Origin of the sequence: Bacillus sp. RZ2MS9 (genome assembly GCF_001816185.2) — a bacterium.
Lineage (GTDB): Bacteria > Bacillota > Bacilli > Bacillales > Bacillaceae_G > Bacillus_A > Bacillus_A cereus.
The window spans coordinates 4,721,183-4,745,194 of sequence record NZ_CP049978.1 but is presented as its reverse complement, the minus strand read 5'-3'; the positions used below and the strand labels follow the sequence as shown (position 1 = coordinate 4,745,194).

The window sequence follows — 24,012 nt, the reverse complement described above, 5'->3', positions numbered from 1 at the left end:
AATCCTCCTTTGGTCACATATTGTACACAACTAAGTGTAGAAAAAGCATCATTTAGTGTCAACGTTTATTTTCTAGGAAGAGAAGGTGAATTTCTCAGAAATGCTAAACGTTGACAGGCCTTTCGTTTGAGGTGTATCTTAAAATCAAGCGTAATTATGACTATTTTTCGCCCATAGGGGGGAGACAATTGTGATTCAAACGAAACAAAAAGGCTTGCAAGAAGTTCTTAGTGCAGCCATTAAGCATGCAACTGATGAAAAAATATTGGTTAGTTTTGTAAAACAAATAGACTGGATGGATCCGCTTCTGTTTTATGCAGCAGGAAAAAGGATTGCATTGGAAAATAGATGTTATTTTGCAGATCCAGCTCAGCATGTAATATTTGCTGGAATTGGCTCTGTTTTCACTATAGCAAATTCTTCTCACAAACGCTTTCAAGCGGCTCGTGACGAGTGGGATAAAGTAAAAGAGAAAGCATTTGTACAAAGAGAAAAATATGAATTTGGAACAGGTCCTCTTTTATTTGGTGGATTTTCATTTGACCAAGAAAAAGAGAAAACGGACTTATGGAAAGAATTCGATGATACGACATTTTCACTACCAGCATTTTTATTAACTGTAAAAAATGAAAAAGCATGGTTAACGATGAATACATTCGTTTCAGCAACAGATTGTGCAGAAACTCTTTATAACGAAATTGTTTCTTTAGAAGAGAAAATTTTTGGGGAGAGTAAATGTGCATTAGAAGGATCGAAATTAACAGTTACTTCTAAAGTGGAAGTGGATCCGAAAGGCTGGATGAAAGCCATTGAGAAAGTGCAAGATGAGATGAAGCAGGGTAACGTGCAGAAGGTTGTATTAGCGAGGGAGCTAAAAGTAGAAATGGATCATCATATTGATTCTGCTCTTGTTTTAGAAGCACTTCGCATTGGGCAACCGGATTGTTACGTATTTTCTTTTGATTATAAAGGAGCATGCTTCTTAGGAGCGACGCCAGAGAGGTTAATTCGCAAAGAAGATGAGAAGTTTACTTCGATGTGTCTTGCTGGTTCAACTGGTCATGGTCAATCTATAGAAGAAAGTAAGCGAAATAGTAATGCGCTTCTTCATGATGAAAAGAATTTAGCTGAACACGGTTATGTTGTGAACATGATCAGGTCGGTATTAAATGAGCACTGCGAATACGTTAATATTCCGGAGAGTCCAGGTCTATTAACAACGAAAAACTTAATTCATTTATATACGCCTGTAGAGGCAAAAGGCACTGCGAGTCTTTTAACGATGGTAGAAGAATTACATCCAACACCAGCTCTTGGCGGGACACCTCGTTTGGAAGCGATGAAACTGATTCGTGATGTTGAATTGTTAGACAGAGGATTATATGGTGCACCGATTGGCTGGATAGATGATGAAGGAAATGGTGAATTTGCGGTTGCACTTCGCTGCGGATTATTAAATGGCGAGAAAGCATCCTTATTTGCCGGTTGCGGGATTGTAATTGATTCAGTACCGCAACTTGAATATGAAGAGACAAGTTTGAAGTTTAGACCGATGCTTGGTGCTTTGGAGGAATTAATGAAATGAACAATCATATAGAAGCATTATCATATTATTTAGGCGCGTTCGTGGATGAACTGACGCGTCTAAATGTATGTGATGTTGTCATTAGTCCAGGCTCACGGTCAACGCCGATTGCTCTACTAATGGAACAACACGAAGGAATGAACACATATTTACATGTAGATGAAAGATCTGCAGGATTTTTTGCGCTCGGTATCGCAAAAGCGAAAAAACGTCCGGTTGCATTATTATGTACGTCAGGAACGGCAGCAGCGAACTACTATCCAGCTGTATGTGAAGCTTTCCATTCACGAGTGCCGCTTATCGTCTTAACAGCAGATAGACCGCATGAATTAAGAGATGTCGGTGCACCACAAGCGATGAATCAATTTAATTTATACGGTACGTTTGTGAAGCAATTTACAGAGATGGCACTTCCAGAAGCGAGTGAAGCGATGTACCACTACGCTCGCATGACAACGCAGCGCATGATAGCAAGTGCTTGTTTAGCGCCGCAAGGACCTGTTCATCTTAATTTTCCAGTTCGTGAACCGCTTATCCCGGACTTTTCATTAGAAAGTTTATGGGATAAAGGACGCGGGGAATATACAGGAGTAGTTCAGCAAGGGAACGTGGTGATGCCGAGTGAATATGTAGATTCTCTTGTAGGGCGCCTTTCACATATGGAAAAGGGGCTTATTATTTGTGGAGATGATAGTCATTCAGAAATCGCAACGTTTGCAACGCAACTAGCTGAAAAAACGGGATACCCAATATTAGCAGACCCACTTTCTAATATTCGTAGCGGACACCACGATAAAACGATGGTAATCGACTGTTATGATACATTTTTACGAAATGAATTGTTAAAAGAGACGTGGAAGCCGGACGTTTTAATTCGTTTTGGTGGTATGCCTGTTTCGAAAGCATTAACGCAGTTCATTAAAAAACAAACGAAAGCTGTTCATATCGTTGTTGACGAATCTGGACAATGGAGAGATCCAGCTCTTGTTGCGACAGAAGTTGTACAGGCAAGTGATATTGCATTTTGCAGTACATTAATAGAAAAAATGCCAGTTATGAAAAAGAATGATTGGTCCCAAATGTGGCAACATATAAACGAAAAAACGAAGGAAACGCTTCGTGAAATGGAAACATATGAAACTGCATTTGAAGGAAAAGTCATTACAGATATTGTACGCGTATTACCAGAAGGAGCAACGTTATTTGCGAGTAATAGTATGCCAATTCGTGATACAGATTCATTCTTCTTCACATCAGATAAAAATATTCAAGTGATGGCAAACCGCGGTGTAAATGGGATTGATGGCATCATTTCGACAGCTTTAGGAGCGAGCATGATTTGCGATCCGCTCGTATTAGTCATCGGTGACTTATCATTCTATCACGATTTAAATGGACTATTAGCTGCAAAATTACATGAATTAAATATAACGATTGTCGTTGTAAATAATGATGGTGGGGGTATTTTCTCATTCTTACCACAATATGAGAAAAAGGAACACTTCGAATCGTTATTTGGAACGCCGATTGGGCTTGACTATGAGCATGTTGTTAAAATGTACGGTGGTTCATTTAGCCGTGTAAATGGTTGGGAGCAATTCCGGGAGGAAGTACAAAAGGGAGCAACGACAGAAGGTTTACACGTTGTAGAAATTTGTACGAACCGTGATGAAAACTTAACGTTGCACCGTACGTTATGGGCAAAAACACAGGACGTAATTACTACATCATTGCAAGGTGAATCAAAATGAAAGTAACGCTGCAAGGTGTATCGTATGAATATGAAGTAGTCGGAAGCGGGGAACCACTTCTACTTCTTCATGGTTTTACGGGAAGCATGGAAACGTGGCGTTCTTTTATCTCTTCATGGAGTGGGCAGTTTCAAGTTATTGTAGTGGATCTTGTTGGACACGGAAAGACCGAGAGTCCTGAAGATGTTGCGCATTATGACATTCGAAATGTGGCATTGCAAATGAAAGAACTATTAGATTACCTTCATATTGAAAAAGCACATATACTTGGCTATTCAATGGGCGGTAGACTGGCGATTACGATGGCGTGTCTATATCCAGAATATGTACGTTCTCTTTTATTAGAAAATTGTACAGCTGGACTCAAAAGTGAAGATGAGCGAAAAGAACGCTGTGAAAAAGATGAGCGACTTGCCGATAAAATTGAGCGAGAAGGCATAGAAAGTTTTGTATCGATGTGGGAAAATATTCCGCTGTTTGAAACGCAAAAACGTTTAGCAAAAAACGTACAAGAAGCAGTGCGAAAAGAACGACTTGCTAACAATCCAAAAGGACTTGCAAATAGCTTGCGCGGCATGGGAACAGGGGCTCAGCCTTCATGGTGGGATGAGCTACACAACTTGAAAATGCCTGTTCTTTTAATGAACGGAGAGCATGATGAAAAGTTCTTTCGCATATTAAAAAACATCGAAAAATGCGTCTCTGACGCGAAATTTGTCAAAATTGATGGTGCTGGCCATGCAATTCATGTGGAACAACCGGAAAAGTTTGATACAATAGTAAAGGGATTTCTAAAAACTATGCAGTGATGCTTTTTTCAGTTAAGAATGAAGTTACACTTATAGAGGAGATCAGAAATATACAAGGAGGTAGTTGTAATGGCTATTGAATGGGTAAAAGAAGGCAATTACGAAGATATTATTTATTCAACATACAATGGTATCGCAAAAATTTCGATTAACCGTCCTGAAGTACATAACGCATTCCGTCCAAAAACGGTAATGGAGTTAATCGACGCTTTTGCACAAGCTCGTGATGATGCAAATGTTGGCGTTATCATTTTAACAGGTGAAGGTGGACGTGCATTCTGTTCTGGCGGCGACCAAAAAGTTCGTGGTCATGGTGGATATGTAGGTGACGACCAAATCCCACGTCTAAACGTATTAGACTTACAACGTCTAATTCGCGCAATTCCTAAACCAGTTATCGCAATGGTAGCAGGTTATGCAATCGGTGGTGGACACGTACTTCATATCGTATGTGACTTAACAATCGCTGCAGACAACGCTGTATTCGGACAAACAGGTCCTAAAGTAGGAAGCTTTGACGGTGGATACGGAGCTGGTTACTTAGCTCGTATGGTAGGCCACAAGAAAGCTCGCGAAATTTGGTACCTATGCCGTCAATACAGTGCTGGGGAAGCGCTTGATATGGGCTTAGTAAATACAGTAGTACCATTAGAACAACTTGAAGCAGAAACAGTACAATGGGCACAAGAGATCTTAGCAAACAGCCCAATGGCACTTCGTTTCCTAAAAGCTGCATTCAACGCAGACACAGACGGTCTAGCTGGTATTCAACAACTAGCTGGAGATGCAACGTTATTGTACTACACAACTGACGAAGCAAAAGAAGGTCGCGACGCATTCAAAGAAAAACGCAGTCCGGACTTCGGTCAATTCCCTCGTTTCCCGTGATGAAACCAAAAGCGGAAGCAGCTCGTTCAGAATGTGAGGGGGATGGAGCTTCTGACGTAGAGGCGTTTTTTGCCTCGTAGGAAGAAGTGAAGCCACCGAACATTCTAGCTGCTGTAGCTGGATGAAACCAAAAGCGGAAGCGGCTCGCTTAGAATATGAGGGGGATGGAGCTTCTGACGTAGAGGCGTTTTTTGCCTCGTAGGAAGAAGTGAAGCCACCGAACATTCTAGCCGCTGTAGCTGGATGAAATTAAAAGCGGAAGCCGCTGTAGCTAGATGAAACCAAAAGCGGAAGCGGCTCGCTTAGAACAAGAGGGCGTTGGAACTCCTGACGTAGAGGCGCTTTTTGCCTCGTAGGAAGGCGTGAAACGACCGACTGTTCTAGCCGCTGTAGCTAGATGAGATCAAACCGGAAACAAAACAACTAAGAGACTTGATGTCACATCAAGTCTCTTTCTTTCATGAAAGGAGAATGTATGATGGAGACGATGCCAAATTGGTTAAAGCAACGTGCATTTTTAACACCAGATCGTACTGCAATTGAAATAGAGGAAGAGAAAGTTACTTTTATGCAGCTGCATGAAAAGGTAGTATCTGTTTGTGAACACCTCACGCATGTAGGAGTGAAGCGAGGACAAAAGGTGGCTGTTCTGATGAAAAATGGTATGGAGATGATTACAGTTATTCACGCCCTATCGTACGTAGGGGCAGTAGCTGTGCTTTTAAATACGCGTCTTTCAAGAGAAGAGCTACTTTGGCAAATGGATGATGCTGAAGTTATTTGTTTAGTGACCGATCAAGAATTTGATGCTAAAGATGTTCCTGTCTATTCATTCGCCGAGGTGATGAATGGACCAAAAGAGGAAGCCTCTATACAAGAAGAATTCTCTTTAGAAGAAGCGATGACGATTATTTATACGTCAGGGACGACAGGGAAACCGAAAGGCGTTATTTTAACATATGGAAATCACTGGGCCAGCGCGGTTGGCTCTTCGCTTAATTTAGGACTTCGTGATGATGATTGCTGGTTAGCGTGTATGCCGATGTTCCATGTTGGCGGGTTATCTCTTCTAATGAAAAATATTATGTACGGCATGCGCATTTTACTCGTTCCGAAATATGATGCTGATTTTATTCATACAGCACTTCAAACGAGAGGCGTAACGATTATTTCAGTCGTATCAAAAATGTTAACTGATTTATTAGAGAGACTTGGAGAAGAAACATATCCTTCTTCTTTACGATGTATGTTACTTGGCGGAGGACCAGCGCCAAAACCGTTACTCGAAACATGTGTAGATAAAGGAATTCCTGTGTATCAAACGTACGGTATGACAGAAACGTCTTCGCAAATTTGTACGTTGTCCGCAGATTACATGTTAACGAAAGTAGGATCAGCTGGAAAGCCACTATTTCAGTGCCAACTTCGTATTGAAAAAGACGGCGTAGTAGTGCCGCCACATGCGGAAGGTGAAATCGTAGTAAAAGGACCGAACGTAACAGGCGGTTATTTTAACCGTGAAGATGCGACGCGTGAGACTATTCAAAACGGATGGCTTCATACTGGCGACCTCGGTTATTTAGATGAAGAAGGATTTTTATACGTATTAGATCGCCGCAGTGATTTAATTATTTCTGGCGGAGAGAATATATATCCGGCTCAAATTGAAGAAGTGTTGCTGTCCCATCCAGCGATAGCGGAAGCTGGTGTTGTCGGTATGACTGATGATAAATGGGGACAAGTACCCGCTGCTTTTGTTGTGAAAAGCGGGGCGGTAACAGAAGAAGAAATTCTTCACTTTTGCGAGGAGAAATTAGCGAAATATAAAGTGCCGAAGAAAGCATGTTTCTTAGAGGAATTACCACGTAACGCTTCGAAAAAATTGTTAAGACGAGAGTTAAGAGAATTAGTGGAGGAGAGGTAAGTGGAAATAAAAAAAGCGACACTTCATATAACAGAAATGCCACTCGTAATCCCGTTTGCTGCAAGCTACGGAACGTATGAGAAGCGTGAGAGCATCGTTATTAAATTAGAGGATACGGACGGATACATTGGATTTGGCGAAGTCGTCGCCTTCTCTGAACCGTGGTATACGGAAGAAACAGTGAAGACAGCATTGCATGTACTGCAAGATTTTTTATTACCTGATTTATTAAAGGCTGAAATTTCTCATCCGAATGAAGTGCCAAGTTTGTTCCAGCATATAAAAAGAAACCGAATGGCAAAGGCAGGAATAGAAGGAGCTGTTTGGGATTTATATGCGAAGCGACAAAAGAAGTCATTAGCGACATTACTAGGCGGGACTAGACCTGAAATTGAGGTCGGTGTTGTAATTGGTATCAATACAATTCCGGTTATGTTAAAACAAATCGAAAAGTACGCAGAAGAAGGGTACGAGCGTTTTAAAGTGAAAATAAAGCCAGAGCATGATTACGAATTATTGAAAGAGATTCGAAAAGAGTTTCCGCATATCCCGCTAATGGCAGATGCAAATTCAGCATATACATTAAGGGATACGGAGAGGCTGAAACGACTAGATGAATTCCAATTAATGATGATTGAACAACCGTTAGCCGATTATGATTTTCTTGATCACGCGGAGTTGCAAAAGAAAATTGAAACGCCGATTTGTTTAGATGAAAGTATTCATAGTTTAGAAGATGCACGCGTTGCGATTACCCTTGGTAGCTGCCAAATTGTGAACATTAAACCAGGGCGAGTGGGCGGATTAACAGAATCGGTTCAAATCCATAATTATTGCATGGAGCACAACATACCCGTTTGGTGCGGCGGTATGGTGGAGATGGGGATTTCAAGAGCACAAAATGTTGCGCTTGCCTCATTGCCGAACTTTACGATTCCAGGCGATATATCTGCTTCTAGCAGACATTGGGAGCAGGATATTATTTCGCCGGAAGTGATGCTTGAGAGCGGGAAAGTTATGGTGCCGCAAAGTGTTGAAGCTGAGTATGAAGTAGACCGCGGAAGGTTGGCGGAGATCACGAAACAGCGAATTGTTTTGGAGCGGTAACTTGAGTCTTTAAAGTAGCGGGCGAATTTCGTTGTTAATTGTCGGTAAGTCGATATATTTCAATAATCGCTGATATAATGCGAGTTACGGTCGATATAATTGAGAAATCGCCGATATAATTCAAGTTATGGTCGATATATTTGGAAAATCGCTGATATAATTTTATTTACAAAGGTTACTCTAATGGGTAACCTTTTCGTATTGTACAAATTGGATAGACTAGTTTACAATCGAGCGTATAAAAGGGGGAGTAAAATGAAGCGCATTTCAATTTTAATAGTGGATGATGAGGCAGAAATTGCTGATTTAATTGAGATACATTTAGAAAAAGAAGGGTACCACGTCGTGAAGGCAGCAGACGGGGAAGAGGCTGTTCATATTATTGAAACGCAGCCAATCGACTTAGTGGTTTTAGATATTATGATGCCGAAAATGGATGGGTATGAAGTGACGCGTCAAATTCGCGCGAAGCACCATATGCCAATCATTTTCTTAAGTGCGAAAACTTCGGACTTTGATAAGGTGACAGGTCTTGTATTAGGCGCAGATGATTATATGACGAAACCTTTTACACCGATTGAATTAGTTGCGCGTGTAAATGCACAATTACGTAGGTTTCTTACATTAAATCAGCCGAAAGTAGCGGAGAATAAATCTGCTTTAGAGATAGGCGGAGTTATTATTGATCCTGAGCGAAGAACAGTGAACGTCTATGGAGAGCAAATTGAGTTAACACCGAAAGAGTTTGATATTTTATATTTATTAGCGAGCCATCCGAAGAAAGTGTATAATGTGGAAAATATTTTTCAGCAAGTATGGGCAGATGATTATTATGAAGGCGGAAATACAGTTATGGTACATATTCGTACGTTGCGGAAAAAGCTTGGGGAAGATAAAAGAAAGGATAAATTAATAAAAACAGTGTGGGGAGTAGGTTATACTTTCAATGGCTAATATGATGAAAAGTTTTCGATTTAAAATGATTGCCTTATTTGCGTTAAGTATGGTGCTTGCAGCAACTGTAACTTATATAATTTATAAAGGATTGCAGCTGTATTATAAAACGATGGTTCGCTACGAAGAGCCTTTAGCGCAATTTAGGTCAGTGGTAAGGGAAGTTGGAGACATTAACTTCTTTTTAATTTTCTTTATTCCGTTATCTATTATCTTTTTCTTCTTTTTGACAAAACCGTATTTAAAGTATTTTAGTGAGATTTCTAACGGGATTCATCATCTTGCGAACGGTAACTTTACGAATAAAGTTCAAGTTTCATCAAACGATGAGTTTGGAGATATCGCACGTGAAATAAATGTTGCGAGTCAAAAGTTAAAAGAAGCGGTGGAAAGAGGAGACTTTGCTGAAAGTAGTAAAGATCAGCTCGTTGTAAACTTAGCTCATGATTTAAGAACTCCATTAACATCCGTGTTAGGGTATTTAGATTTAATTCTTAAAGATGAGAATTTAACAAAAGAACAAATTAAACATTTCTCCACAATTGCATATACGAAATCGCAAAGGCTCGAAAGTTTAATTGATGAGTTATTTGAAATTACACGTATGAATTATGGCATGCTAAAGCTGGATAAAAAGCCGATTGATATAAGTGAACTACTTATACAGTTAGATGAGGAATTGTATCCTTTATTAGAGAAACATCATTTACAAGCTAGGTTGAATATTGATCCTCATTTGCCAATTAACGGTGATGGAAAATTGCTAGCTAGAGTATTTGAAAACTTGTTAACAAATGCCGTTCGATACGGATATGATGGGCAATTTGTTGATCTGAATGGGTATATCGATAATGGAGAAGTTGTCGTACAAGTTATGAATTATGGAGACAGCATTCCAGAAGAAGATTTACCGTATCTTTTTGATATGTTTTATACAGGTGATAAATCGAGAACTGAGAACCGTGGCGGGACAGGCCTTGGACTGTTTATTGCGAAAAATATTGTTGAGCAGCATAACGGTACAATTTCTGCTGAAAGTAATGTAGTTAGAACAATGTTTGAAGTGCGATTGCCAAAAGACGAGAACTTAACAATTTAATAAAAATTTAAACTTTACCCCACTTTTTATTTTAATAGTTTTTTCTATTCTATACGTAAGTTACGTTAAGGAGGAACTAGAAATGAAAAAGTGGGTATTTATTTCTTTTTTTATAGCATGCACAGTATGTGTAGGCTTTTATATATCACCGTTATTTCAAAAGGAAATCGATGTTAAAATTGTCGGAAAAGATGAGCTAGTAAAGGCGGCAAATACCGAGAGGAAAGAGATTACGAAGGAACAAATTTATAAGGGTGATTTATTATTAGTTAATAGGGATTATCCAGTAAAAAAAGATAGTATTAGGTCTGATATTATAAATGTAAATCATAATAGTGAATTAGTAAGAGGCTACGTAATATTTGATAGAAATCTTCGTTTATCAAAGTATGTTGTAAAAAAGTTTTTGAACGTTGTCGATGCGGCTGGAAAAGATGGCGTACAGCATTTCTTAATGAGTAGTGGGTATCGAGATTTTAAAGAACAAAGTAAATTATATAAAGAAATGGGATCTGATTACGCGCTTCCAGCAGGATATAGTGAACATAATTTAGGATTATCACTAGACGTTGGATCAACGCAAAAGAAGATGGAGAAAGCGCCTGAAGGAAAATGGATCGAAGAGAACGTATGGAAGCATGGCTTTGTATTACGTTATCCGAAAAATAAAAGTAACATTACTGGAATTCAATATGAGCCATGGCATATCCGTTATGTTGGCCTACCTCATAGCGCAATTATGCAAAAAAAGAATTTCACACTAGAGGAATATTTAGAGTTTTTAAAAGAGGAAAAAGAGATTTCAACTGAAGTAGAAGGTAAGAAATATACTGTTTCTTATTATAAAGTTTCTGAGAATATGAAAGTGAACATTCCGGCAAACAAGCAGTATGAAATTTCGGGGAATAATATGGATGGGATTATTGTGACGGTTCAGGAATAGAGAAAAAAGCTATCTACTTGTGAACTGCACCCCACTTATTAGACACAGTCTAACAAGTGGGGTGCAGTTTTTGTATGACAAAATTTACGAAGAATTCAAAGGTAACGCTCGTTCAAGGATTTAATCCAAAAATAATTTCTTAAACAGAATATGCAAAACAGATGTATATTACAAAAGTACAATTTCAATACTGGTTACGCTTATACGAACTCCATGGAGAAGAAGGTTTACACGAGGTCTGTACAATTAGCTCTAGACTGACGTATTCACTTGTTTCAGAAATGTTAGAGACAGCATTAGAAGGTTTACCTGAAAATCACCAACTACTGATGCATTCAGATCAAGGGTGGCATTATCAAATGAAACAGTACCGTCACGCATTACAAGAAAGAGGTATCGTACAAAGTATGTCTCGTAAAGGCAAATGTTATGACAATGCAGTAATGGAGAATTGCCTTGGAATCATGAAGTCTGAGTTTCTCTACATAAAAGAGCTTGAAAGTGTAGAGCACTTCAAAATAGAATTAGAAAAATATATAGATTATTATAATACAAAACGGATAAAGGCAAAATTAAAAATGAGCCCGGTGCAATACCGGACTCATTTCTATCAAGCTGCCTAATGAAATAACCGTGTCTAACTTTTAGGGGTCACTTCATTTTGGAAGGCTAAGCCTTGATTTTTGTATGCTAATGATTGTAAATAAGATGAGCGCTATTGCTGTAATATTGATTGCAATAAAGTTTATTCGTTAGCTGAATTTTTAAGTATTATCACTTTTTTATAATTTTTGTTATCAAAATAATTCCTATACAAACTATTATCCAACTTGCAAATACCATTAACCAATAATTAAGCTCTTTAGTATTATAAGTCTCTGGTATTAAAAAATTAAATCCAAGCCAAATAACAGATAAAACTAAGATAACAAAAACTATTTTTAATAATTTAATAGAAAACACCCTTTCTTTAAATTAAAGTAAGAAAGTTACTACGGCTCTTGCAATAACTCCTGATAGGTAAGAAGGAACTCCAACTTTTGTTAATCCAGTAGTTAATGCACTAGTAATATCACCTTCAAAATCATAGATGATATTAAGTGCCTTCATAACAGTTTGATATTTTAAGTATTGTTTTGCGTTAGAAGGAAGTGGAAGTTTTTCAACAGCCTTATTAAATGCTTTTTCTCCTATTCCCTTCATTTTATTAATCATAATTTTAGCTGCTTCTTTAGCTGCTTTTGTTTTCACACCATATTGTATAGTTCCATCAGGTGAAACACTATATTGAATATTACCATTAATGCTTAATTCATTTAAATCAATTCCATCTTCTTCTAAACTCTTATTAAAACTATATTGTAAGCTTTCATAATCAATATTGTCTAATTCTTTTCCTTCAAATTGCGTTTGCGTTGCTTCTTTTTCTGCTGCATAACTTGTAATAGCTGGGGATAAAGCTGTAAAACCGATTGATAAAGCTAATGCTGTACAACTTCCTTTTAACATTTTCTTTTTCATGATTTAATCACTCTCCGCATTATAATTTATTATTCCGTTAAAGGAATATAATAATATACTAAATATTTTTACTTTTAATGTCAAAATGTGAAAAAATGTCCAATTACGTCGAAAATGTAATAATAATACAATTTAAATTAGAAATATATTATTTAATTTATATAATATACACTCAAAATGAATAAAAATTTATTTTATAAAAAATTATGAATCAATTTATTTTTTGATGGTATAGTACACGATTAATCCAAGTGAAATGATAGTCTAGTCTCTTTTAATACTATAGAAAAATATAATACATAGAAGAATTCGGAGTTAGTTAACGTTTTAAAAAAGGGGAGGCAAATGCAAATAAAGTAAACATACTCTCTGATAAAAAGCTAGAAGCCTTCAGGTAGTTCTTCTGGAATTTAGTAAGGGTATAAGGGAATAGTGAAATTATTGGGAATATTAACTGTATATTACATTATTTAGAGGGGGACGGTAACTATATAACTCTAAACATTATAACGTTATATTTACTTCTAACTTTTTTTGTGTTACGCTAAACGTGTGAAAGAGATATAAAAAATGAAACTTAAATGTAAGCGTATTCTTATGGCTTCTTATAGAAAAGGGTGGAAATACAATGACAGAACGATTCGTACTACGTAATGTGAAACGTGTGAACGGGGAAGAGATTGACATTGTAATTGAAAATAACAAAATCGTGCAGGTGACGAAAGCTGGTGCTGGCGAGGGTGGAAAGGTTCTTGATTACTCTGGTACTTACGTATCGAGTGGTTGGATTGATTTGCACGTTCACGCTTTTCCAGAGTTTGATCCGTATGGCGATGAGGTGGATGAAATTGGCGTTAAGCAAGGGGTAACGACAATTGTTGATGCGGGTAGCTGCGGAGCTGATCGTATTGCAGATTTAGTAAAAAGTAGAGAGCAGGCAAAAACGAATTTATTTGCCTTTTTAAATATTTCTCGCATCGGTTTGAAACGAATTGATGAATTATCCAACATGGAATGGATCGATAAAGAGAAAGTGATAGAAGCAGTAGAAAAGTATAAAGATGTAATCGTTGGGTTAAAGGCGAGAATGAGTAAAAGTGTCGTTTGTGATAGCGGAATTGAACCGCTTCATGTTGCACGCTCTTTATCTCGTGAAACATCATTACCAATTATGGTACATATCGGTTCAGCGCCTCCTCGCATTGAGGAAGTTGTACCTCTTTTAGAAAAAGATGATGTCATTACACATTACTTAAACGGGAAAGAAAATAATTTATTTGATGAAGAAGGCAAACCGTTACCTGTGTTACTAGATGCAGTGAAGCGCGGTGTGCATTTAGATGTTGGGCATGGTAATGCCAGTTTTTCTTTTAAAGTAGCAGAGGCTGCGAAGCGTCACGATATCATCTTTAATACGATTAGTACAGATATTTACCGGAAGAATCGTGTGCATGGTCCGGTGTATAGTATGGCCCATGTTCTTTCGAAATTCCTTTACTTAGGTTATCCACTAGAAGAAGTAATTGACGCGGTTACGAAAAATGCAGCAGAGTGGCTGAAAAAACCAGAGCTTGGCCGCATTCAAGAAGGCGATATTGCAAACTTAACTTTATTTACGGTGAAAGATGAGAAGGTTACGTTAATTGATTCAGAAGGGAATCAGCGCGTTGCTGAAAGAATAATTGATACGAAAGGGGTTGTAATCAATGGGTCATTCATTGAATGCTAAGTATGGATTAAAAAGAGTAATTAATGCGAGCGGTAGAATGAGTATTTTAGGTGTATCTGCTCCTACAGATACGGTAATGGATGCGATGAAACATGGTGGACAAAATTATGTGGAAATTGCTGATTTAGTAGATAAAGCAGGAGACCATATTGCGAGAATTCTAGATTCAGAGGCAGCGGTCGTTGTAAATTCAGCATCGAGCGGAATTGCGCTTTCTATCGCTGGTATCGTTACAGAAGGAAATCGCCGTAAAAGTGAAAGACTTCATCAAGAAGTAATCGCGAAAAACGAAGTGATTATGTTAAAAGGTCATAACGTTCAATACGGTGCTCCTGTTGAAACGATGATTTATTTAGGCGGCGGTAAACTTGTAGAAGTTGGCTATGCAAATGAAGGGAAAGCAGAGCATATTGAAGAGGCAATTGGTGAAAATACAGCAGCGATTCTGTATGTGAAATCACATCATGCAGTGCAAAAAAATATGATTTCTGTTGAAGAAGCATGGGAAGTTGCGCAGCGAAATAACGTACCGCTTATCGTGGATGCAGCAGCTGAAGAAGACATTCAAAAGTATGTGAAGTATTCAGACCTTGCTATTTATAGCGGTTCAAAGGCAATTGAAGGACCTACTTCTGGTATTGTTGGTGGGAAACGAAAATATATTGAATGGCTGAAAGTGCAGTTACATTGCATCGGAAGAAGCATGAAAGTTGGGAAAGAAACAACTTTTGGTTTACTTCAAGCACTTGATGAGTACGGAGTAAAAGAAGATAAGAGCGAGCAAGAAAAAGAATTGCTACAAATACTTATGCCGCTAAAAGAATTAAAAGGTGTAAATGTAACGATCGTTCAAGATGAAGCGGGAAGAGCAATCTTTAGAGCACGTATTCATATTAACGAAAAAGAGTTAAATAAATCGGCAAAAGGCGTTGTAACAGCATTACGCGAAGGGGAAATCGCAATCTATACACGTGATTACGGAGTAAGACAAGGATTCTTTGATATTGATCCACGTCCACTTCAAGGTGATGACATACATGTGATTCAAGAAAAATTGAGAGAAATTGTAGGGGGAAACTAAAATGACAAACATTCAAAAACGTTTTTATAAAGGCCGCGTAGCATTAAATGTATTAGCGAACAATATCCGAAATGCGAAAGATATTTTTGAAGCAGCAAAAGGGTATGTAGTAGTGGGGGTATTATCAAAAGACTACCCAACAGTAGAAGAAGCCGTTACAGCGATGAAAGCATACGGAAAAGAAATTGATGACGCTGTATCAATCGGACTAGGAGCAGGAGATAATCGCCAAGCGGCAGTTGTAGCTGAGATTGCGAAGCATTATCCTGGCAGCCATATTAACCAAGTGTTCCCTTCAGTTGGAGCGACACGTGCAAATCTTGGCGAAAAAGATAGCTGGATTAATAGTTTAGTATCGCCAACAGGAAAAGTAGGTTACGTAAATATTTCTACTGGTCCAATTAGCGCAGCTGGAGAAGAAAAAGCAATCGTTCCAATTAAAACAGCAATTGCACTTGTACGTGATATGGGCGGAAATTCATTGAAATACTTCCCGATGAAAGGTTTAGCTCATGAGGAAGAATATCGCGCAGTTGCGAAGGCTTGTGCAGAAGAAGGATTTGCATTAGAGCCAACAGGCGGAATTGATAAAGAAAACTTCGAAACAATTGTAGGTATTGCGCTTGAAGCAAACGTAGAGCAAGTTATCCCGCACGTGTACTCTTCTATTATTGATAAAGAAACTGGTAACACGAAAGTAGAAGATGTTCGTGAATTATTAGCAGTCGTGAAAAAGTTAGTTGATCAATATGCGTAAGAAAATTGCAGCATTTGGTGAAGTAATGATGCGCCTGCAAGTACCAGGATATGAATTGTTGTCGCAAGCTAACACATTAAATTACTCATTTTCTGGTACAGGTGTGAACGTTGCAGCAGCACTTTCTCATCTCGGTCATGAAGGCTTTCTTATTTCAACTTTACCGGAAAATTCGGTTGGAGATGCAGCTGTATCTTACATTCAAAAGTTAGGGATTCAAACTTCTCTTGTTTCAAGAGGCGGTAAATATGTAGGTATGTATTTTTTAGAAAATGGATTCGGTGCACGTGCAAGCCGCGTTACATATTCGAATCGATTAGAAAGTAGCTTCAATACGGCATGTGAAGAAATGTATCAATTTGAAGAAATCGCAAAGGAAATTGATATCGTTCATTTTTGCGGTATTACACTTGCGATGAATGATACGGTGCGTCATCATATGAAATCTTTAGCGAGAGCAGTTAAAGAAAACGGAGGAACCGTCGTTTTTGATTGTAATTATCGTCCCTCACTTTGGGGAGAAGACGGATATGAACAGGCAAAACCGCATTATGAAGAAATGCTGGGGCTTGCTGATATCGTTATGATGAACGAAAAAGATGCGATGTTCGTTCTTGGAATGAAAACAGAAGAGACGGAGCGAGAAGCGCAGCTGCTGGATCTTATTCCAAAGGTAGCTGAAACATATCATATCGCTACAATCGCTGGTACTCATCGCTCTATTAACAGTGATAATACACATTCGCTTCGCGGGTTTATATGTAAAGATGGTTCGTTAACTTTTGCAAAAACACTTACGTTTTCTGTATATGATAGAATAGGTGCTGGAGATGCTTATACGAGCGGAATTATTCATGGCGAGATAAAAGAGTTTGCACCAGAGAAAGCTGTTTCATTTGCGTCAGCAGCTGGAATGCTAGCACATACAATCGTCGGTGATACGCCAATGTCATCAGAGAAAGATATACTTCGGGCGATGACGGCATCAGTAGGTGATGTAGAAAGGTAGTGGGTGTAACAGTGAACGTAACGAGGAAAAAAGGACCATTATATTTACAAATAAAAAATATTATTCGTGATCGAATATTGCATGGTGTATATGCGATTCATACGAATATTCCTTCCGAACCGCAGTTAGAAGAAGAGTTCAAAGTGAGTAAAATTACAGTGCGAAATGCGATTAAAGAACTCGCTCAAGAAGGATATTTGGAAAAGAAAAGCGGTAAAGGAACGAAAGTCATCCGCAATACTTCTGCGACAAAACTGTCAAAGGGTAAGAAATTTACTGAAGTGTTAGTGGAAGAAGGATATAAAGTACAGAAGAAATTGCTAAAAGCAGAAATCGTTCAGATTGAAGAAGGAACAGTGCCATTTCGATTATTCGGTAAGGAGAGTTTTCGTATTGAACGTTTATATACGTTAAATGATGCACCGTACATTCATTATACGCACTATTTCTCAGCAGGAATGGCAAGTACAGATTTATCGGACTTTGACTTGCAATCGCTTTATGATTTAGTTGAAGACCGAGGCATTCACTTAGAAAACTTCAGAGATGAATTCGCTGTTGGCCTTGCGCCTAGTTTCGTTGCAGAAGCGCTAGGTGAAAAAGAGGGGACAGCGCTATTAAAACGTATGCGTTATTCTTACGATGAAGTTGGCGAAGTAATTGAATATAGCGAAGGCTACTACAATACAGAGATGCAGCATTATGTAGTGAATTATGACGTATAAAAAAGAGGGGATGTTCCCTCTTTTTTTATAAAGTAAAACTTTAATTAGTGGAGGAGAGCATCATCCACTAATTATTAGCTCACACCAATCGGGATAAAAATAAGGGGAATGAGAGATGGATATATACTTATTAATCGTCACGTTACTTGCGATCACAATTGTTATTTTAGGGGTATCATGGTGGAAATGGCATGCATTTATTAGTTTAACAGTTGCGAGTTTATTTTTAGCCATTATGTCTGGACTGAATGTAACGAAAATAGTGACTGCCTATGAAACTGGTGTTGGTAGTGTACTAGGGCATTTAGTTGGTATTTTAGCACTTGGAACAATTTTAGGAAAAATGATGTCCGATTCAGGGGCAGGCATGCAAGTTGCAGATTTCTTTATTCGATTTTTCGGCGTAAAAAAATTACCTTGGGCTATGTTATTTGCAGGGTTTGTTATAGGGATTCCCGTATTTTTTGAAGTGGGGATTGTCATTTTATTACCACTCGTTATTTCAATTCGAAAAACGACGAAGCAAAATATATTATTAATTGCGTTACCTGTCATTGCAGGATTATCTATTGTTCACGGGCTCGTACCACCACATCCAGGGGCGATGACAGCAATCGGTATTTATAACGCGAACTTAGGAAAGGTACTTTTATATTCATTAATTATCGCGTTACCAACAGCCATTATCGCAGGCCCAATATTTGCAAAGTGGGTACATAAGAGGGTTATACCTGAAAATGAACCGGAGCTTGTTCGAGTTACGACAGTATCAACTGATTTACCAAGTCGTAAAATTTCATTCTTTATTATTTTATTACCAGTTGTATTGATGATTTTATCAGTAGTTGCACCATATATTTCATTACCGAAAAAATTGACTGAATTTTTTGTGTTTATAGGGAGTCCAGTAATCGCCTTACTTATTTCATGTTTCGCAGCATTTTATTTACTTGGTATCAAACAAGGTATTAATAAAAAGATGATTAAAAAATTAACAGATGAAAGTTTATTGCCTGTCGGTTCTATTATTTTAATAATTGGTGCAGGCGGTGGATTTAAACAAATATTAATTGAAAGTGGCGTTGGAACGGCGATTGCGCAAATGGCAGAACATATTTCGTTATCACCAATTGTATTAGCTTTCATGGTAGCTGGATTAATTCGAATTGCAACAGGTTCAGCTACAGTAGCATTAACGACAGCAGCAGGGATTGTTTCACCAGTTATTCAGCACATGTCTGGTGTGAATTTAGAGTTGCTAGTTATTGCAACCGGTGCAGGATCATTAATGTTTTCTCACGTAAATGATGCAGGGTTCTGGCTTGTAAAAGAGTATTTAGGTTTGACGGTGAAGGAAACGTTTAAAACGTGGACGGTACTCGAGACATTGTTATCATTTATTGCATTTGGTTTTGCTCTTTTGTTGAATATGTTTCTTTAGGGAGAAAAGCCCATTTTAATTAATAAAACCCACAGGAGAAATTCAATTTCTCTGTGGGTTTTGCTATTTTTTAATCGTAGTTACTTACAAATATACAGGGCAAGGTGCTTTTTATATCTTTTTTCTATTGTCCTATTATTTAATAGAACGGACATACTGATTTTCTCCATCGTCTTTGACAAAGACTCCTAGCTCATTCAAATCTTTGCGTAAATGCTTCTTTTTTTTCGAGTTTCCTTCTCGAAGGGCATTTCGTCTTTCATACAAAATAGTATTTATGCTTTTATTAAATCGCGCATCCTCTAATTTCCATAAGCTATACTCATGTTTATAAGGATCTTGTTCCACCCAGGGGAAGCCGTGCATTAAGAAAGTATCTTTAATTTTGCTTGGGGTAATGTCAGATGTTTCACGTAACCATTCTCGGTCTTCTTGATCAATGATAACCACTTGACGCTTATCTACAAAAACGGCTTTTACATTTGATCTGGTGATTTGTTTTTTTTGATCGTCCTTATTCACGTGAATGCTTTCCGAAGTAATGTTCATTTTTAAAGCTTCACTATAAATAATTAAAGAAAATAAAATTCCTGCAATAACACCAATTAGCATGAGGATAATAGGAAGCCAGAAGGGATTAATAAAATTTAAAAGTTCTATAATTTTTGAATCAGAAAAGAGAGGAATCTTTTTTATAATCTCTATTAATTTAGGTGAAAAATATCCAATAACGCCTAAAAGGATTGGACTTACTATAGCAAGTAACTTTTCTAAAAAACCTAATCCAATGACAGATGCCTTTTTCATGTGTAGTTCATCCTTTCTTATATATATTTTTTAACCAGGGCATGTTTTAAATAGTGAGTTTTTTCACCATTTTTATGAGCTCATCTGAGTAATTTTCTATGGATATAGATGAATTTGCCTTCAACATTCTTTCTTCGATTGCTCCTAAAATAAATGAAGCTAATGTGTCGGTTTGAAAAGAGTTAGAAAACACACCATTTTGTTGTCCAGTCTTCAAAATATCTAATAACATCGTTCTAAGAGCATCCTCTTCGTCGTCTTCGATTCTGTAATAAGGAATGTTCTCTTCATTTCTTGCATTAAAGACAATCTCAATTAAGGCAATATTATTTTTGTAATGAGTTTCTTGATAAGCCAAGTGTGCTTCAATAAAAGCCTCTAGTTTATTTATTTCAGATTGAGCTAATAGTACTCGATTACTAATAAATTCATGTTGTTTGGCAACTAAAAATTGTAATGTACGGTTCATAAGGTAAAGCTTATCATTAAAATGATAAGAAATAAGTCCGGTACTAATCTTAGCCTTTTTTGCCACCTTCGTTAAGCTTAAGTTGTTATATCCAACCTCTTCTAATGTATCAATACATGCAAGAATAATTTGTTCACGCCTAGCCTCTGCAATAAAAGAATCAGTCACGCTATTCAACTCCTGATTTATATAATTTGAATGTATAATCAAAAAATTGATTGATCGTTCAATTAAATATTAGTAAGAAATTATTAGTATGTCAAATGTTTTATACCTACATCTTGATAAGGCTCATTTTCTGAAACAAGCCCGTTTTTAGGTAAGCCAAGCTTCCTATTCGCCCTGAAAACATAATATAAATGGAATCCCCTCATTTAGAGCAAGGTGAACTTGTTATGAATGATACTAAAGGAGGAATAGGGTAATGAGCGAAAAGTGTGAACACAGACATGATGATTGTAACCGCAGACATGGTTGCGGAGGCGGTTTTGCGCTTCTAATCGTATTGTTTATTTTATTAATTATCATCGGTGCTAGCTGCTTCGGCGGAGGCGGCGGTTGTGGTTATGGCGGTTACGGCGGCTACGGATATGGTGGCTACGGCGGATATTGCTGCTAATTATTAAAAACTATTGAAAATGGCCTTGTGCAATATGCACAAGGCCATTTTATTCATATTTTTATATGCTGTGATAATTTATTAATGTACAGAGAGCGGATTAAGAAGAAGAAAATAATCTCGATAATCCCGAAAAAGGTGAGTACGATACATGTCTCTTTTAGTAATGAGAAAGAAAACATGCTTTGTAAAAACTTAACCGCAAATAACGTGTGAACACCAGCAACGATGTAAGGAACGAAAAATAAAATTCCTAATTGAATGGTTGCAGAGCGAAACATTTCTGATTCAGTTAAGCCAAGCTTTGTAATCGTAATATACTTTTGTCTTTCAGTTGTTAAGTCATTATACATACGGAAGTATAGAACACTAGCCGCACCGATAAAGAAAATAAAGCCGAGAAATGCCCAAATAAAAAATTGAGCAACTGCATTTCCTTTACCGTAAATGAGTTCATCCGTAGCCGTATGTATGAAGAAAGGAACTTGAGCGTTCTCTTCAGTATGCTTTTCGTAGAACTCACGTGCATCACCACTAATAACACGTAACATATTTTTTGTTGGAACGATTGCATTTTCCCAGTTTTCTACGAAGTAGTTATAGATTACAGTTGTTTCAATATGAGGAATCATATTATCAAATACATAATCTTGTACGACAGCTAAATGAGGGAATGCAAATGATGGTTCGATTCCCTTATTAATAAACCCTTTAATATGAAATTCTTTTTTATTAGATCCAAGTGTAATCGTATTTTGCTTTGCAAATGGATTAGATACGAGATCGAGAAGTTCTGGTGAGTGGCGAGAAATAATATACACTTCTGTAGAATCAATTGTTATTTCCGGTCTTTTCAATTGTTTAGCAATTGCGTTATAATCACTCATCTTCATAAGCATAATATCTTCTTTGGAAGCTGTATCTTTTAATACTGTAAACTTATATTTTTTGTAAAGAAAATTATTAGTTGTAAGCTCCGTTTCAATTGTAGAAATATGCTTTTGTTCAAGGGAATTGTCACCTTCTGATGTATACGTGAAGGGAACGGGATATCGCTCTAGTACTGATGCCTTCGTATTGTTATTAGCGGCGAATAATCCAATAATAATCGTAAATGCAAGTGCAGATAGCATAGAAACAATAAAGAGTACATTAATATTACTGCGTGTACGAGAAACTAAATCTGAAATCCATAACATATTTATTTGTTTCAAATAAAACTTTCTGCGCTTCTTTAAAATATAGATGAAAAGAAGGAATGTTTGTGAAAAGAATAAATATGTCCCGACTATTACGAGCGGTAAAATAGATAACATAATAAAAAAGACAGATCCATTTTGCACATTTTTTTCCGTTACGTAGCCTCGCGGATAACCAGCGATATAATAGCATAGCCCTAAACAAATTAAAGCGAATAAAGAGATGAGTATAGATGGTCTTTTTTCAGCTGGCATTTTCTTGTTCCCCTTAATGAGGTGGGCTGTTTTTCGAGTACGAATAAACATTGGTGTAAACGTAGAAACGATTAAAAATAAAATGATAAACGTTACGGTTGTAACGATAATCGCTTCTGTTGGCCAATATAAATAGAGACCTTTCGCACTTGTTAATTTCGAAGTGACTAATAAGAAAAAGTTAGAAAATACAAGTCCACCTTGAATGCCGATAAAGATAGACAATATCCCGATTATCATATTTTCAGTAAATAACAATCTTTTTAATTGTCTCTGTGAGATACCAAGAATAGTGAGTATCCCGAATTGCTGCTTCCGAACATTTAAAAATGTTCCAATTGAATATAAGAGAAAGAAGAACGAGAACATAACGATCACAAGCTGTGCTGTACTAGCTAAGTTCATTAGAGGATCACGTTCTTGAAAGCTTTGTACACTCTGTAAGCGCGGATGATACGCGTATACAGTAAATGAAAAGAAAACCATGATAGAAAAAGCACTACTTACAAAGTAGGCGAAATATGCTTTCGAATTACGCGAGACATTTTTAAATGCGAATTGCCAAAATGTCATCCACGTCTTCCTCCTAATAACGCTAGAACATCTAATATTTCTTGATAAAATTTCTCGCGATATAATCCGCGGTGCAGTTCATTGTAAAGCTCGCCATCTTTGATGAAAATAACACGGTTACAATAACTTGCTGCAAACGGATCGTGCGTAACCATTAAAATCGTTGCATCTTCTTCTTTATTTAATTTCGTAAATAACTCCATTACGTCAATTGCCGCTTTTGAATCTAAGTTTCCTGTCGGTTCGTCGGCTAGTAGAAGTGAAGGATGATGAATAACAGCACGTGCTACTGCGGTACGCTGTGCTTGTCCCCCAGAAACTTCAAAAATACGCTTGTCCAAAATATGATCAATTCCAAGCTTTTTTGAAATGTTATCAAGCTTTTCATCCATTTCTTTTAATGGAACATTATCTAATGTTAAAGGTAATACGATATTTTCACCGATTGTCAGTGTATCTAGTAAGTTAAAGTTTTGGAAAACAAATCCTAACTCTTGTCTTCGGAAAATAGCTAACTTCTCTCTACGAAATGTGTGCGGTTTTTTTCCGTTAATCACGACATCACCAGAAGTCGGAGAATCGATTGTAGAGATAACGTTTAAAAATGTAGATTTTCCGCTACCAGATGGTCCCATAATGGCAACGAATTCCCCTTTATCCACGTGTAAATTTATATTTTTTAAAGCAGTATGAGGGACTTTCCCCTCATATACTTTTGAGACGTTTTTTATGTGTAATACTTCTTCCATAGTAATCACCTTTCTACT

At 37.3% G+C, this 24,012-nt stretch carries 21 protein-coding genes and 1 pseudogene; 17 read left to right on the top strand and 5 right to left on the bottom strand.

Annotation, left to right across the window (positions count from 1 at the left end):
• The first annotated feature begins 190 nt into the window (after window positions 1-190).
• The 10 genes and pseudogenes from BHV55_RS24250 to BHV55_RS24205 all read left to right on the top strand — a co-directional run.
• A complete protein-coding gene (locus BHV55_RS24250; RefSeq protein ID WP_000616750.1) occupies window positions 191-1,585 on the top strand; it encodes an isochorismate synthase in 1,395 nt (464 codons plus the stop codon).
• Complete coding sequence (menD, locus tag BHV55_RS24245) at window positions 1,582-3,336, top strand: 2-succinyl-5-enolpyruvyl-6-hydroxy-3-cyclohexene-1-carboxylic-acid synthase (RefSeq protein ID WP_001059220.1); 1,755 nt, start codon at window positions 1,582-1,584, stop codon at window positions 3,334-3,336. Before BHV55_RS24250 ends, menD begins: the two co-directional genes overlap by 4 nt.
• The gene (gene menH / locus BHV55_RS24240) at window positions 3,333-4,145 is read left to right on the top strand and encodes a 2-succinyl-6-hydroxy-2,4-cyclohexadiene-1-carboxylate synthase (protein WP_000869215.1); all 813 of its coding nucleotides are present in this window, start codon (window positions 3,333-3,335) and stop codon (window positions 4,143-4,145) included. Before menD ends, menH begins: the two co-directional genes overlap by 4 nt.
• Window positions 4,146-4,214: 69 nt before the next feature.
• Complete coding sequence (gene menB / locus BHV55_RS24235; protein WP_000963884.1) at window positions 4,215-5,033, top strand: 1,4-dihydroxy-2-naphthoyl-CoA synthase; 819 nt, start codon at window positions 4,215-4,217, stop codon at window positions 5,031-5,033.
• A 478-nt stretch (window positions 5,034-5,511) separates the two neighbouring features.
• On the top strand, window positions 5,512-6,957 hold the full coding sequence (locus tag BHV55_RS24230) for an o-succinylbenzoate--CoA ligase (protein ID WP_016110862.1): 1,446 nt from the start codon (window positions 5,512-5,514) through the stop codon (window positions 6,955-6,957).
• A complete protein-coding gene (menC, locus tag BHV55_RS24225) occupies window positions 6,958-8,064 on the top strand; it encodes an o-succinylbenzoate synthase (RefSeq protein WP_070757034.1) in 1,107 nt (368 codons plus the stop codon).
• Between the two features lie 255 nt (window positions 8,065-8,319).
• On the top strand, window positions 8,320-9,018 hold the full coding sequence (locus BHV55_RS24220; protein WP_000822516.1) for a response regulator transcription factor: 699 nt from the start codon (window positions 8,320-8,322) through the stop codon (window positions 9,016-9,018).
• Window positions 9,011-10,117: a HAMP domain-containing sensor histidine kinase gene (locus BHV55_RS24215; protein ID WP_070757033.1), complete on the top strand. Its 1,107-nt coding sequence runs from the start codon at window positions 9,011-9,013 to the stop codon at window positions 10,115-10,117. The genes BHV55_RS24220 and BHV55_RS24215 overlap by 8 nt, the downstream gene beginning before the upstream one ends.
• Before the next feature lie 82 nt (window positions 10,118-10,199).
• Window positions 10,200-11,060: a M15 family metallopeptidase gene (locus BHV55_RS24210; RefSeq protein ID WP_070757032.1), complete on the top strand. Its 861-nt coding sequence runs from the start codon at window positions 10,200-10,202 to the stop codon at window positions 11,058-11,060.
• A gap of 242 nt (window positions 11,061-11,302) precedes the next feature.
• Window positions 11,303-11,683, top strand: a pseudogene (locus BHV55_RS24205) (transposase); the annotation flags it as partial.
• Window positions 11,684-12,035: 352 nt separating this feature from the next.
• Here BHV55_RS24205 and BHV55_RS24200 read toward each other — a convergent pair.
• Complete coding sequence (locus BHV55_RS24200) at window positions 12,036-12,581, bottom strand: hypothetical protein (RefSeq protein WP_070757031.1); 546 nt, start codon at window positions 12,579-12,581, stop codon at window positions 12,036-12,038.
• A 628-nt stretch (window positions 12,582-13,209) separates the two neighbouring features.
• Here BHV55_RS24200 and BHV55_RS24195 point away from each other — a divergent pair.
• The 6 genes from BHV55_RS24195 (at window position 13,210) to gntP (ending at window position 19,323) form a co-directional block, all read left to right on the top strand.
• The gene (locus tag BHV55_RS24195; RefSeq protein ID WP_070757030.1) at window positions 13,210-14,310 is read left to right on the top strand and encodes an amidohydrolase/deacetylase family metallohydrolase; all 1,101 of its coding nucleotides are present in this window, start codon (window positions 13,210-13,212) and stop codon (window positions 14,308-14,310) included.
• Window positions 14,288-15,391, top strand: coding sequence for a DgaE family pyridoxal phosphate-dependent ammonia lyase (locus BHV55_RS24190; protein WP_070757029.1), 1,104 nt, complete (start codon window positions 14,288-14,290; stop codon window positions 15,389-15,391). The genes BHV55_RS24195 and BHV55_RS24190 overlap by 23 nt, the downstream gene beginning before the upstream one ends.
• Window position 15,392: 1 nt before the next feature.
• Window positions 15,393-16,148: a 2-dehydro-3-deoxy-phosphogluconate aldolase gene (gene dagF / locus BHV55_RS24185; RefSeq protein WP_070757028.1), complete on the top strand. Its 756-nt coding sequence runs from the start codon at window positions 15,393-15,395 to the stop codon at window positions 16,146-16,148.
• Window positions 16,141-17,157, top strand: coding sequence for a sugar kinase (locus BHV55_RS24180; RefSeq protein ID WP_070757027.1), 1,017 nt, complete (start codon window positions 16,141-16,143; stop codon window positions 17,155-17,157). Before dagF ends, BHV55_RS24180 begins: the two co-directional genes overlap by 8 nt.
• Window positions 17,157-17,882, top strand: coding sequence for a GntR family transcriptional regulator (locus BHV55_RS24175; RefSeq protein WP_000539269.1), 726 nt, complete (start codon window positions 17,157-17,159; stop codon window positions 17,880-17,882). Before BHV55_RS24180 ends, BHV55_RS24175 begins: the two co-directional genes overlap by 1 nt.
• A gap of 115 nt (window positions 17,883-17,997) precedes the next feature.
• Window positions 17,998-19,323 carry a gluconate permease GntP gene (gene gntP / locus BHV55_RS24170; RefSeq protein WP_070757026.1) on the top strand — a complete coding sequence of 442 codons (1,326 nt, stop codon included), beginning with the start codon at window positions 17,998-18,000 and terminating at the stop codon, window positions 19,321-19,323.
• Window positions 19,324-19,458: 135 nt separating this feature from the next.
• Here gntP and BHV55_RS24165 read toward each other — a convergent pair whose 3' ends face one another.
• Together BHV55_RS24165 and BHV55_RS24160 are read right to left on the bottom strand one after the other, a co-directional pair.
• Window positions 19,459-20,130 carry a YqeB family protein gene (locus BHV55_RS24165; RefSeq protein ID WP_000710357.1) on the bottom strand — a complete coding sequence of 224 codons (672 nt, stop codon included), beginning with the start codon at window positions 20,128-20,130 and terminating at the stop codon, window positions 19,459-19,461.
• A gap of 46 nt (window positions 20,131-20,176) precedes the next feature.
• Window positions 20,177-20,767, bottom strand: coding sequence for a TetR/AcrR family transcriptional regulator (locus BHV55_RS24160; RefSeq protein WP_000132246.1), 591 nt, complete (start codon window positions 20,765-20,767; stop codon window positions 20,177-20,179).
• Window positions 20,768-21,023: 256 nt separating this feature from the next.
• Between BHV55_RS24160 and BHV55_RS24155 the strand changes: the two genes are divergently transcribed.
• Window positions 21,024-21,218, top strand: coding sequence for a YjcZ family sporulation protein (locus BHV55_RS24155; protein WP_001290395.1), 195 nt, complete (start codon window positions 21,024-21,026; stop codon window positions 21,216-21,218).
• 53 nt (window positions 21,219-21,271) lie between these two features.
• Here BHV55_RS24155 and BHV55_RS24150 read toward each other — a convergent pair whose 3' ends face one another.
• Both BHV55_RS24150 and BHV55_RS24145 read right to left on the bottom strand, forming a co-directional pair.
• Complete coding sequence (locus BHV55_RS24150; RefSeq protein ID WP_000144954.1) at window positions 21,272-23,245, bottom strand: FtsX-like permease family protein; 1,974 nt, start codon at window positions 23,243-23,245, stop codon at window positions 21,272-21,274.
• Entirely contained in the window at window positions 23,242-23,994 is a 753-nt protein-coding gene (locus BHV55_RS24145) for an ABC transporter ATP-binding protein (protein ID WP_000393250.1), read from the bottom strand. The genes BHV55_RS24150 and BHV55_RS24145 overlap by 4 nt, the downstream gene beginning before the upstream one ends.
• Window positions 23,995-24,012: the final 18 nt, after the last annotated feature.